The following is a 15,229-nucleotide window of genomic DNA, read 5'->3' as shown; positions in this document are numbered from 1 at the left end:
CCAGCGATGGCGGAGTGTCAGGCAAAAAGCTATCGCTGGCCTCGTAACCTCAGTGAGCTCCTACAGGTCAATTTTTGCTGCGCGCTTTAAATTTGATTTACATCCCTTTAACCGCATAAATCCCGGCAGCATTACGCCAGTAGCCTTTGTAATCCATGCCATAGCCGAAGATGTAACGGTCAACGCACGGCAAGCCTACGAAATCGGCTTTCAGGTCCGGACGCGCTTTGCGGTCGTGATCTTTGTCGATCAGCACAGCAGTGTGAACGGCGCGGGCACCGGCGTGTTTGCAGAAGTCGATGATCGCGCCCAGGGTGTGACCCTCGTCGAGGATGTCGTCGATGATCAGCACGTCACGGTCGATGAACGAGACTTCGGGCTTGGCTTTCCAGAACAGATCGCCGCCGCTGGTTTCATTGCGATAGCGGGTAGCGTGCAGGTAGGACGCTTCCAGCGGAAAGTTCAGGTGCGTCAGCAGTTTGCCGGAGAAGATCAGACCGCCGTTCATCACGCAAAATACGACTGGATTGCGCTCAGCCAGCTCGGCATTGATATGCGCGCCAACGCGAGCAATGGCCGCTTCGACTTCAGCTTCTGTGTAAAGGCAGTCAGCTTCGCGCATGATTTGACGGATATGCTCGAGATCAGCGGACATGACGCTCTCCTGGGGGGCAGTGTAAGAAAAGCGGGCAAAGGTACGCATCCGCTCCAGTCAGGGCAAGCAATTCTGGACTAACGTGTCAGGAATTGTCTGAAAACACCGCAAGGCGCGTAGGACAGTAACAGCTGAATAGATTAACCTAGGCCGTTTTTTTGCCCTCGCCGGAGCTTTTTCCTATGCCTATTCGTGAGATCCGCCATCCGCTGATCCGCCACAAGCTCGGCCTGATGCGCCGCGCTGACATCAGCACCAAAAACTTCCGTGAGCTCGCTCAGGAAGTGGGTGCCCTGCTTACCTATGAAGCCACCGCTGATCTGCCACTGGAAACCTACGATATTCAGGGTTGGGCCGGTACTGTCCCGGTTGAAAAGATCGCTGGCAAGAAGATCACTGTCGTGCCAATTCTGCGCGCCGGTATTGGCATGCTTGACGGTGTGCTCAGCCTGATTCCGGGTGCCAAAGTCAGCGCCGTGGGCGTGGCTCGCAACGAGGAGACCCTCGAAGCCCACACCTATCTGGAAAAGCTGGTACCGGAAATCGACGAACGCCTGGCCATGATCATCGACCCGATGCTCGCCACCGGTGGTTCGATGGTCGCCACGATCAATCTGCTGAAAAAAGCAGGCTGCAAGGAAATCCGCGCCATGGTGCTGGTTGCCGCGCCGGAAGGGATTGCAGTGGTCGAAGCCGCTCACCCTGACGTGATCATTTATACCGCCTCCATTGATGAGCGACTGAACGAACACGGCTACATCATTCCGGGCCTGGGCGATGCCGGTGACAAAATTTTCGGCACCAAGCAAAAGGACTCGTGATGAGGCAGGACGAGTTCAACGATCCACTCTGGCGCACCGTGTTGTCCGGTGCGCAAATGCTCTTCGTGGCATTCGGCGCGCTGGTATTGATGCCGTTGATCACCGGGCTGGATCCAAACGTCGCACTGTTTACCGCTGGCCTGGGTACATTGCTGTTCCAGATCGTCACCGGTCGTCAGGTGCCAGTCTTTCTGGCGTCGAGCTTCGCGTTCATCACCCCGATCATTCTTGCCAAGGGCCAATTCGGCCTGGCAGCGACCATGGGCGGAGTGATGGCGGCAGGCTTCGTTTACACCTTTCTTGGCCTTGCGGTGAAGATCAAAGGCACCGGCTTCATTGACCGCCTGCTGCCGCCGGTGGTTATCGGTCCGGTGATCATCTCCATTGGCCTGGCCATGGCGCCGATTGCCGCGAATATGGCCATGGGCAAAAGTGGCGACGGCGCGGAACTGATCCCGTACAGCACGGCGATGCTGATCTCTATGCCTGCGCTGCTGACCACCTTGATCGTGGCGGTCTTCGGCAAGGGGATTTTCCGTCTGGTGCCGATTATCTCCGGCGTGTTGGTGGGCTTTGCGCTGTCGTTTTACTTCGGCGTCGTCGACACCGCCAAAATCGCAGCAGCGCCTTGGCTGGCTTTGCCTGCGTTCACCGCTCCGGAGTTCAACTGGCAGGCGATCCTGTTTATCGTCCCTGTGGCGCTAGCGCCCGCCATCGAGCACATCGGCGGTGTGATCGCGGTGGGCAGCGTGACTGGCCGTGACTATCTGAAAAAGCCGGGCCTGCATCGCACGCTGTTTGGTGATGGTATTGCTACCACCGCGGCGGGCCTGTTCGGCGGCCCGCCCAACACGACCTACGCTGAAGTGACTGGCGCAGTGATGCTGACCAAAAACTACAACCCGAAGATCATGACCTGGGCAGCGATTTTCGCTATTACCCTGGCATTCATCGGCAAGTTCGGTGCACTGCTGCAAAGCATCCCGGTGCCGGTGATGGGCGGGATTCTCTGCCTGCTGTTCGGTTCGATTGCAGCGGTAGGTATGAACACCCTGATCCGCCACAAGGTCGACCTGGCTGAAGCCCGGAACCTGGTGATCGTCTCGGTAACATTGGTGTTTGGTATTGGCGGCGTGTTGATCGGAACCGGCAACGGCCCGGACGACTTCGGCCTGAAAGGCATCGCCCTGTGCGCGGTAACCGCTATCGCGCTTAACCTGCTGTTGCCGGGCAATGACGGGTGGAAGAACAAGCATCTGGATGATCAGTTGCCTTAGGACCAACCCTAAATCTGTAGGAGCGCACGAGCACTGCGAGGCCGCGATAGCGATCAGCCTGACAAATCGCTATCGCGGCCTCGCAGTGCTCGTGCGCTCCTACAGATAAAAGCGGCTCACAACATAACCGGTGCCCGTTCACACAGTTTGTTCAGTGCCGCTGCCCAGTTCGGGTCATCGTTCAGGCACGGGATCAGAGTCAATTCCTCTCCCCCGGCAGCCTTGAATTGCTCGGCACCTCGATCACCAATCTCTTCCAGCGTTTCAATGCAATCGGCGACGAATGCAGGGCACATCACCAGCAACTTCTTCACGCCCTGAGCAGCCAGTTCTTCCAGCCGCGCCTCGGTGTAGGGTTCGATCCACTTTGCCCGCCCCAGCCGCGATTGAAACGACACCGACCACTTGCCATCGGCAATGCCCATCTGTTTGGCAAACACGGCCGCCGAACGCAGACACTGTGCGCGGTAGCAGGTCGCAAGCACTTGCGGTGAAGCGTTCTTGCAGCAATCAGCATCCTTGAAACAATGATTACCGGTCGGATCAAGCTTGGTCAGGTGCCGCTCCGGTAAACCGTGAAAGCTCAACAACAGGTGATCATGGGGCTGTTCAAGATGCGGCCGCACGCTCTCGACCAAGGCGTCGATGTATTCGGGCTGATCGTAGAACGCCTGCAACACCGAAAACTTCACGTTCAGTGATTTGGCCTTTACAACGCGTTTGGCCTCCTCGATTACAGTGGTCACCGTGCTGTCGGCAAACTGCGGGTAAAGCGGAGCCAGGGTAATTTTGCTGATGCCCTGAGACGCCAACCGGGTCAGCACCGTTTCAATGGATGGCTCGCCGTAACGCATCGCCAGCTCAACCGGGCCTTGGGTCCATTCCTTAGTCATGGCCTGCTGCAAACGCTTGCTCAGCACCACCAGCGGCGAGCCCTCATCCCACCAGATAGAAGCGTAGGCATGGGCTGATTGCTCGGGACGCTTGATCAGGATCAGCGACACCAGCAGACGCCGAACAGGCCACGGCAAATCGATGACGTAAGGGTCCATCAGGAATTGGTTGAGGTAACGGCGAACATCAGCCACGGAAGTGGAGGCTGGCGAGCCCAGATTGACCAGCAACAGCGCGTGATCGGTCATGCAACATCCTATTTCAATGGCGGCCCAGTAAATCGTTCAGGGCGGCGTGCAGTTCAGTAAATCGGAAGGTGAAACCGGCTTCTTCCAGACGAGCAGGTCGAGCACGTTGACCACCCAGTAGCAGAACAGACAATTCGCCCAGCAACACTTTCAAGGCCAGGGCGGGCAACGGCATGAACGCGGGACGGTGCAGAACACCGGCAAGCGTTTTGGCAAACTCGCGGTTGCGCACCGGCTGTGGCGCGCAGAGATTATAGGGGCCCTGCGCGTCAGGGTTGTGCAACAGAAAATCAATCGCAGCGATTTGATCGTTGATGTGTATCCACGGCATCCACTGCCGACCGTTACCGATCGGCCCGCCCATGCCGAATTTGAAGGGCGGTAGCAGCCGCTGCAACATGCCGCCGTCATCGGAGAGCACAAGCCCGGTCCGAATGATGATTACCCGCACGCCTTGAGCCTCGGCTCGCTGCGCCGTTTCTTCCCAGGCGTCACACAGATGGCTGGCGAAATCTTCTTTGACTGGCAGGGAGGTTTCGTCCAGCTCACGCTCACCGCCATCGCCGTACCAACCCACTGCAGAACCACTGATCAGAACCTGCGGTTTCTGAGTCTGCCGCTCCATCCAGTCCAGCAATTGCTCGGTCAGCCCGATGCGACTGTCCCACAATTGAGTTCTGCGCTTGCGAGTCCAGGGCCTGTCGGCGATAGGCGCACCCGCTAAATTGATCACCGCATCAATCGTTTGTTCGTTCAGATCGCCAAGATGGGCTATCCCACGCACACCGCTGCCACACAAACGCGGCACTTCATCAGGCCTGCGGCTCAAGACCGTGATCTGATGACCCTGTTGAGCCCAGAGCAGGCAGAGCTGCCGCCCTATCAAACCAGTACCGCCGGTCAGCAATATGTTCATGGCAGGGTTCCTTGCGTGGCGTTCGCGACTATTCGGTAGTCTATTTTTTATGTCCGCATCTGTTCACGTCAGCAGATTGCTCTTGAACAATAGGTCAAACATCGCGAGGCTGAGGTCTGACCATCCGTTCGGGTAGTTGCTGATCCCCGTCAAGTGCTGGATTTTATGCTTGCGCCGTACGGGAGACATTGCGCTGGATCGCGACAGTAGATCACAGCTAGTTATACCAAAAAACAATATTGTACAGGTTTTAACTACGGCGTAGTCTGTGCAGACAAGGTAAAGAGGCCCCTATGACTGTACCTATCGCAATCATCGGTACCGGCATCGCCGGACTCTCCGCTGCCCAGGCGCTTACTGCCGCCGGGCATTCCGTGCATCTTTTCGACAAAAGCCGCGGCAGTGGCGGAAGGATGTCCAGCAAGCGCAGCGATACAGGCTCGCTTGATCTGGGCGCGCAGTACTTCACCGCTCGTGACCGCCGCTTCATGGCCGCCGTGCAACAGTGGAAGGCGCAAGGCTGCGCGGCCCAGTGGACGCCTTCGCTGTATAACTCCCACGTGGGACAACTGAGTCCCTCCCCCGATGAGCAAGTGCGCTGGGTCGGCCAACCCGGCATGAGCGCCATCACCCGCAACATGCTGGGTGATCTTCCGGTGTCGTTTTCCTGCCGGATCACCGAGGTCTTCCGTGGTGAGGAACACTGGAGTCTGCAAGACGCCGAAGGCCAGAGTCATGGCCCATTCAGCCACGTGATCATCGCTACACCCGCGCCACAGGCAACTGCCTTGCTGGCCAGCGCCCCCAAACTTGCCGGTGCTGCCGCCAGCGTAAAAATGGACCCTACCTGGGCAGTGGCGCTGAGTTTTAGCAGCGCGTTGCAGACCCCGCTTGAAGGTTGTTTCGTACAGGACAGCCCCATCGACTGGCTTGCCCGCAATCGCAGCAAACCCGGGCGCGACACGACTCTGGACACTTGGGTATTGCACGCCACCAGCGCGTGGAGTCGGCAGCATCTAGACATGCCCAAAGAGCAAGTCATCGAACATTTGCACGGCGCGTTTGCCGAGCTGATCGGCTGCGCAGTGCCCGCCCCGACATTCAGTCTCGCTCACCGCTGGCTCTACGCCCGCCCCGCCACCGCTCACGAATGGGGCGCACTGTCCGATCCGGATCAGGGTATCTATGTCTGCGGCGACTGGTGTCTGTCGGGCCGGGTCGAAGGCGCTTGGCTGAGCGGTCAAGAGGCGGCGCGGCGCTTGCTGGAACACCTGAATTGAACCGCCTCACCCCCCGCAAACTGCTGCTGTCAAAATGGACAGCAGCCACGCCGGTCAACCGTGAAAAGCATTTTATGGTCACCGAACTGTTTCGCGACGACGAAGGCACCGTGCTGGAAATCGAACTGCAAGCGGTCCTGACCCAGCGCAGTGAGCGCCTGCCTTGGCAGGCATTGCAGGATGCTGACGCTTGGAAGATGGGCTGGAAGTGATGCAGTTCGGTTAGCCATTGCGGCACCGCGTTATCGTTCATCGCAAGCAAGCTCGGCTCCTACAGGATTTGGGCTATTAAGCGAAACCGCATCGCCCCATACAAACCCTATACAAACTATTTGACTTGTACAGCATTGAACCTATGATGAGCTAAAGTTGTACAGCGAATTAGCCCTGTACAATTATGTTCAGAGGTTCGCATGCTTTCTCCGACAGTCCATAAACCAAAACTCGGCATCAGTGCCTGCCTCATGGGCGACGAGGTGCGGTTCAATGGCGGTCATAAAGAATCCCATTTGTGCACCCGCGAGCTGACTCAATACTTCGAGTTCGTCACAGCCTGCCCGGAAGTAGCCATCGGCATGGGCATCCCCCGCGAACCTATTCGCCTGGTGGGCGACGCACAAAATCCTCAAGCCATCGGCACGGTGAACAACGCACTTAACGTCACCCAGCCACTGGCTGACTACGGCGTGCGAATGGCGCAAGAGCTGGGGGATATCTGCGGCTATATCTTCATGCAGAAATCACCCAGTTGCGGTCTGGAGCGGGTCAAGGTCTACACCGAAAATGGGGCCCCGGTTGAAGGAGGAGGACGCGGGATTTATGCCCAGGCGTTTTGTGAGCTTCACCCCAACCTCCCGGTGGAAGAAGACGGACGCCTCAATGACGCAGTCCTGCGCGAGAACTTCATCACACGAGTCTTTGCCTATGCCGCCTGGCAGGAACTGCTCAAGGCCGGCATCACTCGCCGCAGCCTGACCGAGTTTCACTCACGCTATAAATACCAGCTCATGGCCAACGACCCGGCGCAGTACAAGGTACTGGGCAACCTGCTGGGCACCATGGGCCGCAGCGACCCGAACGAGATCGCGCCACGCTATTTCAGCGACTTGATGGCGGCCCTGAAAAAGCCCGCCACCCGCCGCACCCACACCAATGTCCTGCAGCACATCAGCGGTTATCTGAAACAGACCCTGACAGCCGCTGACAAACAGGAAATCCAGCAACTCATTGCGCAATACCATCAAGGCATCGTGCCGCTGATCGTGCCGCTGACGCTGCTGAAGCACCACTTCCGCCAACATCCTGATCCTTACGTGGCCTTGCAGGTTTACATGCAGCCGCACCCGGAAAATCTCAGCCTGCGGAATGCGATCTGAACATGAACGACACACTGCATCTCGTCTGCGCGTCCGAGCAGGATCCCGAAGAACAGGGCCTTGAAAGCGGCTGGCTACCGATCCGCGAAGTCGCTCGTCAAACCGGCGTCAACGCGGTAACACTTCGCGCCTGGGAACGCCGCTATGGGCTGATCGTGCCGCATCGCACCCCCAAGGGGCATCGACTGTATTCCGATGAGCATATCCAGCGGGTCATGAACATCCTTACCTGGCTTAACCGTGGAGTGTCGGTCAGCCAGGTAAAAAACCTTATCGACAGCCGCCAACCGGACACGAGCGTTGCCGGTAATGACTGGGATGATCTGCGCCAGAACCTGATCAAGGCCATTGGCGAACTGGCTGAACGACGGGTTGATGACCTGTTCAATCAAGCCATGTCGCTTTACCCGCCACGAACCGTCTGCGAACAGCTATTGATGCCGCTGCTGGCCGAGCTCGAATTTCGCTGGCAGGCGCAATTTGGCGGGCAGATGGAGCGAGTATTCTTCTACTCATGGCTGCGCAGCAAGTTTGGTGCGCGGATCTACCACAACAATCGTCAACTCAGCGGTAGCCCGGTGCTATTGGTCAATCATTCAGACCTGCCACTGGAACCGAATTTGTGGCTCAGCGCCTGGTTGATCAGCAGCGCCGATTGCCCGGTCGAGATCTTTGACTGGCCGCTGCCGAATGGCGAACTGACGCTGGCAGCCGAGCTCCTAAAGCCGCGTGCGGTGTTGCTGTATTCCAGCAAAGCGTTGAACCCTGGCCAACTCCCCAAGTTGCTGAGCAACGTTCAGTGTCCGACTGTTCTTGCTGGTGCGTGCGTGCGCATTCACTGCGACGACCTCGCCACGGCGATCAACAAAATAGAAGGCCTGCACCTGGCCGAAGACCCGTTGGGCGCCCTCGCCGCCTTGCAGCTACTGGATCTTTTCTAAGGAATAAACATGCAACTGCTATGGCTGCGCAGTGACTTGCGCGTTCACGATAACACCGCCCTGACCGCTGCCATGGAGCAGGGACCCACGGTGGCCGTGTACCTGATCAGCCCTGGGCAATGGCTCAACCATGACGATGCGCCTAGCAAGGTGGACTTCTGGCTGCGCAATCTGGTGGAACTGCAAAAAGCGCTGGGCGAATTGAACGTGCCGCTCTTGATTCGTACCGCTCAGCACTGGGATCAGGCGCCGCAAGTACTGCTCAAGCTGTGTCAGGAACTCAACATTCGCGCAGTGCATGCCAACGAAGAATATGGCATCAACGAAACCAACCGCGACAGTGCCGTCGCTCAGGCGCTGCAAGACGCCGACATCCAGTGGCGTAGTTACCTGGATCAATTATTTTTCAAGCCTGGCACTGTACTGACCAAGACTGGCACCTATTTCAAGGTCTTCAGTCAGTTCCGCAAGGTTTGCTACGCCCGCATGCACCAGGCGATGCCACCACTGGTTCGGCTGCCGAAACCACAGGCCACGTTGCAGATAAAAAGTGATAGCGTGCCCGAGCAGGTCGAGGGCTTCCCGACACCCACTAAGGCGCTGCAAGACTTGTGGCCAGCAGGCGAAGACGAAGCACGTCGACGCCTTGCCGGGTTCAGCGACGAACAGATTGATTACTACCGCTCCGAACGCGACTTTCCGGCCAAGCCCGGTACCAGTCAGTTGTCGGCTTACCTGGCTGCGGGCGTGATATCGCCGCGCCAATGCCTGCATGCAGCGCTGAGCAGTAACCAGGGTGAATTCGAGACCGGCAGCGTCGGTGCAGTGACCTGGATCAACGAGCTGCTTTGGCGCGAGTTCTACAAACACATTCTTGTCGGCTTCCCCCGCGTCTCGCGGCATCGTGCCTTCCGCCCGGAAACCGAAGCATTGAAATGGCGTGATGCGCCGGAGGAACTGGCTGCCTGGCAACAGGCACGTACCGGCCTGCCCATTATCGACGCCGCCATGCGCCAGTTGCTGGAAACCGGCTGGATGCACAACCGGCTGCGCATGGTCGTCGCAATGTTCCTGACCAAAAACCTGCTGATTGACTGGCGCGAGGGCGAGCGCTTTTTCATGCAGCACCTGATTGATGGTGACCTGGCAGCCAATAACGGCGGGTGGCAATGGAGCTCTTCTACGGGCACGGACTCGTCGCCCTACTTCCGGATTTTCAACCCGCTGTCCCAGTCGGAAAAGTTCGACCCCGAGGGACGCTTCCTGAAGCACTGGTTGCCGGAGCTGGCCGACCTCAACAAAAAAGAAGTGCATAACCCGGCCGCCGGTGGCTTGTTCGGTGTTGCCAACTATCCAAAGCCGATTGTCGATCTGAGCAGCAGTCGCGCCCGCGCGCTCGCGGCCTTCAAAGCTCTGCCGCACCTGCAGCCCGCAACAGAGGCTGACGATGACTGACTTCCTGCGGCACTTTGCTCATGAGTTTGCAGCGCTGAACAAGGACAATCTTGAGCGCCTTGGTGCGCTGTACAGCGACGACGTGCAGTTCACTGATCCGCTGCATCAGATTCACGGGCTGCCGCAAATGCGCCGCTATTTTGCCGAGTTGTACGCCAACGTCAGCGACCTGCATTTTGATTTCCATGGTTTTGATCAAGTCAGCGAAGGCAACGGTTATCTGCGCTGGACCATGAGCTACGCCCATCCGCGCCTTGCCAGAGGCAAGACGATCAAGGTGCAGGGCTGCTCGCACTTGCTCTGGCGCGACAAGGTTTATCAACACCGAGACTATTTCGATGCAGGCGCCTTGCTGTACGAGCACTTGCCAATCATGGGCCAGCTAATCGCCTGGCTGAAAAGGAGACTGGGATGAGTAATCCGAATGCGCGACGTATCTGGTTAACCGGTGCAAGCAGCGGCATCGGTTTTGCGCTCGCCGAAGAGCTTCTCATCGCCGGTCACAGATTAGCGTTGACCGCTCGAACTGTGGCTCCGCTGGAGGAGCTGGAACGCCGCTTTCCCAACCAGGTGTTGCTGGCACCGGGCGATTTGACCGATGGCGAACAAATCACCGCGATCGGCGACCGCATCGGCCAGGTTTGGGGGGCGCTGGACTGCGCGATCATCAACGCGGGCACTTGCGAGTACATCGACAGCAACGACTTCGACGCGGCACTGTTTGAGCGCGTGGTGCGCACTAATCTGCTGGCCAGCTCTTACTGCGTACAAGAAGCGCTGATTCTGCTGCGCAAAGGCGACCAACCACATCTGGTGGGGGTTTGCAGCTCAGTGACTTACCTGCCGCTGACCCGTAGCGAAGCCTATGGTGCATCCAAGGCCGGAATGCGCTATCTGTTTGAATCGCTGCGCATCGACCTGGCTCACGAAAATATCGATGTCACCGTTGTAAGCCCTGGCTTCGTCGATACCCCGCTGACAGCCAAAAATGACTTTCCCATGCCCATGCGCTGGCCGGTAAAAAAAGCCGCGACCTACATCGCTGAACGCTTGCTGCGTTCCCGCAGGCCAATGGAGATCGCCTTTCCGGGACCGTTCATTCTGATCCTGCGGTTACTGGCGCTATTACCCGTCCGCGCGCAACTCGCGTTAGGAAAACGTATGGCCCGCTCGGCAGCTCAAACCAAGGATGCTCAATGAAAATCGCCATCATCGGCAGTGGTATCGCCGGTTTGACCAGCGCTTATCTACTCAACCGCTCGCACGACATCACGGTGTTCGAGGCGGCAGACTGGGTTGGCGGGCATACCCATACCGTTGATGTAGAACTGAACGGTCGCAGTTACGCGATCGATACCGGTTTCATCGTGTTCAATGACTGGACGTATCCCAACTTCATTCGTTTGCTCGGGCAACTCGGGGTGGCTTTCAAGCCCACCGAAATGAGTTTTTCCGTCAGCGACCCGAAGACCCGGACCGAATACAACGGCAACAACCTCAACAGCCTGTTTGCCCAGCGCAGTAACCTTTGGTCCCTGAGCTTCTGGGGCATGCTGCGCGACATTCTGCGTTTCAACCGCGAAGCGCTGGCCGACCTGGAAAACCAGCGCATTGCCCAAGACACTACTTTGGGCGATTACCTGCACAGTCGGGGTTACGGCAAGCGTTTTATTGAGCATTACATCGTCCCTATGGGAGCGGCGATATGGTCCATGTCCCTGGCGGACATGCTCGCCTTCCCGTTGCAGTTCTTTGTGCGCTTTTTCAAAAATCACGGCCTGCTGTCAGTCAGCAACCGGCCACAGTGGTGCGTGATTGAAGGCGGTTCCAGTCGCTACATCGAACCGCTCACTGCGTCTTTTGCCGAGCGAATTCGCCTGTCCTGCCCGGTCAGTCGTGTTGAACGGGACGCCGACGGCGTAACGGTCCACAGTGCCGCTGGCAGCGAACGTTTCGACAAAGTGGTGTTCGCTTGCCACAGCGATCAGGCCCTGAAAATGCTCGCGCAACCGAGCACCGCAGAACAGGAAATCCTCGGCGCGCTGCCCTACGCCGAAAACGACGTGGTGCTGCATACCGATACCCGCCTGCTGCCCAAGCGACCACTCGCGTGGGCCAGTTGGAACTATCGACTCGGCGGTGGCGAGCAACAACTGGCCGCCGTGACTTACGACATGAACATCCTGCAAGGCATCGAAGGTGACACGACCTTCTGCGTCAGCCTCAACCAGACCGACGCCATTGAACCGAGCAAAATCCTCGCTCGCTATCGCTACGCGCATCCGCAATACAGCCTGACAGGTGTTGCAGCGCAGGCCCGTTGGCATGAACTTGCGGGCGTTAACCACACCTGGTTCTGCGGTGCTTACTGGGCCAATGGTTTCCATGAAGACGGCGTGGTCAGCGGCCTGTGCGTAGCGTCGGCCTTTGGTGAATCATTGTGAACAGCGCCCTGTACAGCGGCTGGATAGCCCATCGGCGCTTTGCGCCGCGGGCCCATGACTTTCGTTATCGGATTGGCCTGCTGTACCTGGATCTGGAAGAGCAAAACGCTGTGTTGAATGTTTCGCCGTTGGCAGGCAAACGTCGCTGGGCGCCGTTTTCCTTTCGCGAAACCGATTACCTGCGCGAGCTGACCCGCCAAGGCGTACCGCTGATACAAGCGGTGCGTCAACGGGTCGGCCAGGCCATCGGCCACATCCCGCAAGGCAAAATCTGCCTGCTGACACAAGCACGCAGCTGGGGCCTGGCGTTCAACCCGGTGAGCTTTTTTTATTGCTTCGAAGCAGACGGAGCCTTGGCGGCAATTCTCTGCGAAGTGAGTAATACCCCGTGGCGCGAGCGTTACCACTATGTATTGCCTGCCGACGGTGAAGGACATCAGCACTTTGCCGTGGCCAAAGCCTTCCACGTCTCGCCTTTTCTACCCCGCGACCTTGAATACCGGATGAGCTTCAGCCCGCCCGGTGAACGTCTCGGCGTACACATGGCCGACTGGCAAGGCGATCTGAAAATGTTCGACGCCACGCTCAATCTGCAACGCCAGGACCTGAACCGGGGCAACCTGCATCGGTATCTGCTGGCATTTCCCTGGATGACCGCCAAGACCTGCCTGGCCATTTACTGGCAAGCATTGCGCCTGTTTCTCAAGCGCGTTCCGCTATTTCCTCATCAGGCCGCTGACGGCGACTACCGTACTGCCTCCACGCAATTGAAGGGTCAACGCCATGAAAAGCAGTAGCAGCAGTTTTTCGGCCAATCTGGGGACCAACAGTCTGACTGCCAACATCCTGCGACGAGGCGTGCTGCGTCAGCTTGCCCGGCTGCGCAGCGGTCAGTTGGTGGTCACCGAAGGTGATGAGCGCCATGTGTTTGGTGTCGCGGGTGCCGTCATACAGGGCGAGATTCAGGTTCTGGATTCAGCCACTTGGGGCATGGTCGCCAGCAATGGCTCCATTGGCGCGGGCGAAGCGTACATCCACGGCTATTGGACCTCGCCAGACCTGACGGCGGTGATCAGGGTTTTTGTCAGTAATCTGGATGTGCTGGACGCGATGGAAGGCGGAATGGCGCGGCTCGGTCGACCGTTCATTCAAGGGTTGCACTGGCTCAACCGCAACACCCGTGAAGGCTCGCAAAAAAATATCGCAGCCCACTACGATCTGGGTAACGAGCTGTTCGAGCAGTTTCTTGACCCGACCATGATGTATTCCGCAGCGCAGTTCCTCACGCCCGAGGACACGCTGGAACAAGCGCAACTGAACAAACTGGAGCGCATCTGCCAGAAACTGGCCTTGACGCCCGACGACCATCTACTGGAGATCGGCACCGGCTGGGGCAGCATGGCGATTTATGCCGCGCAGCACTACGGCTGCAAAGTCACCACCACGACGCTGTCCAAAGAGCAGTTTGCCTATGCCGAGCAGCGTATTGCAGAGCTGGGCTTGCAGGATCAGATCACTCTGCTGCTCAAGGATTATCGGGATCTGACCGGACAGTTCGACAAGCTGGTCTCGATCGAAATGATTGAAGCAGTCGGCCACCGGTTTCTGCCGACCTATTTCAAGCAATGCGCGCACCTGCTCAAGGATAACGGCCTGATGCTGCTGCAAGCGATCACCATCCGCGAGCAGCGTTACGAGCAGGCCAAACGCAGCGTCGACTTTATCCAGCGCTACATTTTCCCGGGCGGTGCTTTGCCATCGGTGCACAAAATGCTGGAAATTGTCGGCCGCGACACCGACATGAACCTGCTGCACATGGAAGACTTCGGCCTGCACTACGCTCGCACTCTGCGCATCTGGCACGACAACTTCCGCCATGCCCACGGCTACCTCGCGGAGCTGGGCTACGACGATTACTTCCTGCGGCTGTGGGAGTTTTACCTGTGTTACTGCGAGGGTGGTTTCCTGGAGCGCACCATCGGCACGGCGCAATTGCTGTTGGCGAAACCCTGCGCATTGCCACAACCGCTGCTCGGCCGTTTCGATGCTTAAGCAGATCGCCAACGCCGTGCTGTTCCAGGCAGGCTGGTTTGCCTGTGTGCTGGGTGGCAACAGTTATTGGTTGCTGATCCCGATCGCGGTACTGCTCATCCATCTGCTGTGGATAAGTTCGTGGGCCGCAGAGGGTAAATTACTGCTGTGGATAACCGCTCTGGGTACCGTGCTCGACAGCGCGTTGATGCTGCTGGGTGTATTCGACTTTGGCAGTCAGGGTTTGTTGATCCCGCTGTGGCTGATCTTACTTTGGGCAGTGTTGGGTACCACCCTCAGGCACTGCCTGGCCTGGACCGCCAAACCGTTGTGGCGTGCCAGCTTGCTGGGCGCGATCGGTGGCCCAATGTCGTATTACGCGGGCTCGCAACTGGCTGGCGTGCAGTTGCCGCTGGGATTATGGCTGAGCATGAGTCTGCTGGCTGTGCTGTGGGCTGCAGTGTTTGCACTGTTGCAATGGCTGTCCGCTCGGTTGCTCGCCGGTCAGTCAGTCAACACCCCCGCCTCGCGCTGACATACACTGCGCGCCTATGACTGCGACCCTGATCCCGACCCGCCCGATTTCCACTGAAACCACTATCACCTGCTCAACCTGTGCGGCCTGCTGCTGCCAGCTGGAAGTGATGCTGATCACAGACACCGGCGTGCCTGAACGCTTTATCGATACCGACGACTGGGGCGGCGAAGTCATGCTGCGTCTGGACGACGGCTGGTGTGCAGCGCTGGATCGCAACACGATGATGTGCACAATCTATGAGAAGCGTCCGCTGATCTGCCGGGAGTTCGAAACCGGATCAGAGGAGTGCATGAATGAAAGGCTGGGGATTGAAGGGGCTTATTTGTAGCGGTATCGCCAAGGCCGGGTTTTGC

Annotated in this window: 17 protein-coding genes; 14 read left to right on the top strand and 3 right to left on the bottom strand. The window is 58.1% G+C overall.

Annotation, left to right across the window (positions count from 1 at the left end):
- Positions 1–97: 97 nt before the first annotated feature.
- Entirely contained in the window at positions 98–655 is a 558-nt protein-coding gene (locus AUC60_RS22580) for a hypoxanthine-guanine phosphoribosyltransferase (protein WP_087272989.1), read from the bottom strand.
- Between the two features lie 182 nt (positions 656–837).
- On the opposite strand from AUC60_RS22580, the gene upp reads away from it, so the two are divergent.
- Together upp and AUC60_RS22570 are read left to right on the top strand one after the other, a co-directional pair.
- A complete protein-coding gene (gene upp, locus AUC60_RS22575) occupies positions 838–1,476 on the top strand; it encodes a uracil phosphoribosyltransferase (protein WP_087272986.1) in 639 nt (212 codons plus the stop codon).
- Complete coding sequence (locus tag AUC60_RS22570) at positions 1,476–2,753, top strand: uracil-xanthine permease family protein (protein ID WP_087272983.1); 1,278 nt, start codon at positions 1,476–1,478, stop codon at positions 2,751–2,753. Before upp ends, AUC60_RS22570 begins: the two co-directional genes overlap by 1 nt.
- Positions 2,754–2,869: 116 nt before the next feature.
- Here AUC60_RS22570 and hemH read toward each other — a convergent pair whose 3' ends face one another.
- Together hemH and AUC60_RS22560 are read right to left on the bottom strand one after the other, a co-directional pair.
- Positions 2,870–3,895, bottom strand: coding sequence for a ferrochelatase (gene hemH / locus AUC60_RS22565; protein WP_087272980.1), 1,026 nt, complete (start codon positions 3,893–3,895; stop codon positions 2,870–2,872).
- A 13-nt stretch (positions 3,896–3,908) separates the two neighbouring features.
- Positions 3,909–4,811 (bottom strand): TIGR01777 family oxidoreductase, encoded by a 903-nt coding sequence (locus AUC60_RS22560; protein ID WP_087272977.1) that lies wholly within the window; start codon positions 4,809–4,811, stop codon positions 3,909–3,911.
- Positions 4,812–5,104: 293 nt separating this feature from the next.
- Here AUC60_RS22560 and AUC60_RS22555 point away from each other — a divergent pair, with 293 nt between their 5' ends.
- The 12 genes from AUC60_RS22555 to AUC60_RS22500 all read left to right on the top strand — a co-directional run bounded on the left by AUC60_RS22555 (position 5,105) and on the right by AUC60_RS22500 (position 15,204).
- Positions 5,105–6,091, top strand: a complete 987-nt coding sequence (locus AUC60_RS22555; RefSeq protein ID WP_087272974.1) for an NAD(P)/FAD-dependent oxidoreductase — start codon at positions 5,105–5,107, stop codon at positions 6,089–6,091.
- Positions 6,088–6,303, top strand: coding sequence for a TIGR02450 family Trp-rich protein (locus tag AUC60_RS22550; protein WP_087272971.1), 216 nt, complete (start codon positions 6,088–6,090; stop codon positions 6,301–6,303). The genes AUC60_RS22555 and AUC60_RS22550 overlap by 4 nt, the downstream gene beginning before the upstream one ends.
- Before the next feature lie 201 nt (positions 6,304–6,504).
- The gene (locus tag AUC60_RS22545; protein ID WP_087272968.1) at positions 6,505–7,467 is read left to right on the top strand and encodes a YbgA family protein; all 963 of its coding nucleotides are present in this window, start codon (positions 6,505–6,507) and stop codon (positions 7,465–7,467) included.
- Between the two features lie 2 nt (positions 7,468–7,469).
- The gene (locus tag AUC60_RS22540) at positions 7,470–8,408 is read left to right on the top strand and encodes a MerR family transcriptional regulator (RefSeq protein WP_087272965.1); all 939 of its coding nucleotides are present in this window, start codon (positions 7,470–7,472) and stop codon (positions 8,406–8,408) included.
- Positions 8,409–8,417: 9 nt separating this feature from the next.
- A complete protein-coding gene (gene phrB, locus AUC60_RS22535; protein WP_087272961.1) occupies positions 8,418–9,863 on the top strand; it encodes a deoxyribodipyrimidine photo-lyase in 1,446 nt (481 codons plus the stop codon).
- Positions 9,856–10,278, top strand: a complete 423-nt coding sequence (locus tag AUC60_RS22530) for a nuclear transport factor 2 family protein (RefSeq protein WP_087272958.1) — start codon at positions 9,856–9,858, stop codon at positions 10,276–10,278. Before phrB ends, AUC60_RS22530 begins: the two co-directional genes overlap by 8 nt.
- Complete coding sequence (locus tag AUC60_RS22525; RefSeq protein ID WP_087272956.1) at positions 10,275–11,063, top strand: SDR family NAD(P)-dependent oxidoreductase; 789 nt, start codon at positions 10,275–10,277, stop codon at positions 11,061–11,063. The genes AUC60_RS22530 and AUC60_RS22525 overlap by 4 nt, the downstream gene beginning before the upstream one ends.
- Complete coding sequence (locus AUC60_RS22520; RefSeq protein ID WP_087272952.1) at positions 11,060–12,307, top strand: NAD(P)/FAD-dependent oxidoreductase; 1,248 nt, start codon at positions 11,060–11,062, stop codon at positions 12,305–12,307. The genes AUC60_RS22525 and AUC60_RS22520 overlap by 4 nt, the downstream gene beginning before the upstream one ends.
- Positions 12,304–13,104 carry a DUF1365 domain-containing protein gene (locus tag AUC60_RS22515; protein WP_087272949.1) on the top strand — a complete coding sequence of 267 codons (801 nt, stop codon included), beginning with the start codon at positions 12,304–12,306 and terminating at the stop codon, positions 13,102–13,104. Before AUC60_RS22520 ends, AUC60_RS22515 begins: the two co-directional genes overlap by 4 nt.
- Positions 13,091–14,359: an SAM-dependent methyltransferase gene (locus AUC60_RS22510; RefSeq protein ID WP_087272947.1), complete on the top strand. Its 1,269-nt coding sequence runs from the start codon at positions 13,091–13,093 to the stop codon at positions 14,357–14,359. The genes AUC60_RS22515 and AUC60_RS22510 overlap by 14 nt, the downstream gene beginning before the upstream one ends.
- Entirely contained in the window at positions 14,352–14,873 is a 522-nt protein-coding gene (locus AUC60_RS22505) for a DUF2878 domain-containing protein (RefSeq protein WP_087272944.1), read from the top strand. The genes AUC60_RS22510 and AUC60_RS22505 overlap by 8 nt, the downstream gene beginning before the upstream one ends.
- Positions 14,874–14,889: 16 nt before the next feature.
- Positions 14,890–15,204 carry a YkgJ family cysteine cluster protein gene (locus AUC60_RS22500; protein ID WP_087272941.1) on the top strand — a complete coding sequence of 105 codons (315 nt, stop codon included), beginning with the start codon at positions 14,890–14,892 and terminating at the stop codon, positions 15,202–15,204.
- The last annotated feature ends 25 nt before the right edge of the window (positions 15,205–15,229 follow it).

This window comes from Pseudomonas caspiana (assembly GCF_002158995.1).
GTDB lineage: Bacteria > Pseudomonadota > Gammaproteobacteria > Pseudomonadales > Pseudomonadaceae > Aquipseudomonas > Aquipseudomonas caspiana.
Note: the sequence above shows the minus strand (reverse complement) of the source record. Positions and strands in the feature narration are given on the sequence as shown.

Bases quoted from the DNA above. Each gene is read 5' to 3' on its own strand.
- AUC60_RS22580 (WP_087272989.1), bottom strand. From the start codon at position 655: ATGTCCGCTGATCTCGAGCATATCCGTCAAATCATGCGCGAAGCTGAC.
- upp (WP_087272986.1), top strand. From the start codon at position 838: ATGCCTATTCGTGAGATCCGCCATCCGCTGATCCGCCACAAGCTCGGC.
- AUC60_RS22570 (WP_087272983.1), top strand. From the start codon at position 1,476: ATGAGGCAGGACGAGTTCAACGATCCACTCTGGCGCACCGTGTTGTCC.
- hemH (WP_087272980.1), bottom strand. From the start codon at position 3,895: ATGACCGATCACGCGCTGTTGCTGGTCAATCTGGGCTCGCCAGCCTCC.
- AUC60_RS22560 (WP_087272977.1), bottom strand. From the start codon at position 4,811: ATGAACATATTGCTGACCGGCGGTACTGGTTTGATAGGGCGGCAGCTC.
- AUC60_RS22555 (WP_087272974.1), top strand. From the start codon at position 5,105: ATGACTGTACCTATCGCAATCATCGGTACCGGCATCGCCGGACTCTCC.
- AUC60_RS22545 (WP_087272968.1), top strand. From the start codon at position 6,505: ATGCTTTCTCCGACAGTCCATAAACCAAAACTCGGCATCAGTGCCTGC.
- AUC60_RS22540 (WP_087272965.1), top strand. From the start codon at position 7,470: ATGAACGACACACTGCATCTCGTCTGCGCGTCCGAGCAGGATCCCGAA.
- phrB (WP_087272961.1), top strand. From the start codon at position 8,418: ATGCAACTGCTATGGCTGCGCAGTGACTTGCGCGTTCACGATAACACC.
- AUC60_RS22530 (WP_087272958.1), top strand. From the start codon at position 9,856: ATGACTGACTTCCTGCGGCACTTTGCTCATGAGTTTGCAGCGCTGAAC.
- AUC60_RS22525 (WP_087272956.1), top strand. From the start codon at position 10,275: ATGAGTAATCCGAATGCGCGACGTATCTGGTTAACCGGTGCAAGCAGC.
- AUC60_RS22520 (WP_087272952.1), top strand. From the start codon at position 11,060: ATGAAAATCGCCATCATCGGCAGTGGTATCGCCGGTTTGACCAGCGCT.
- AUC60_RS22510 (WP_087272947.1), top strand. From the start codon at position 13,091: ATGAAAAGCAGTAGCAGCAGTTTTTCGGCCAATCTGGGGACCAACAGT.
- AUC60_RS22505 (WP_087272944.1), top strand. From the start codon at position 14,352: ATGCTTAAGCAGATCGCCAACGCCGTGCTGTTCCAGGCAGGCTGGTTT.
- AUC60_RS22500 (WP_087272941.1), top strand. From the start codon at position 14,890: ATGACTGCGACCCTGATCCCGACCCGCCCGATTTCCACTGAAACCACT.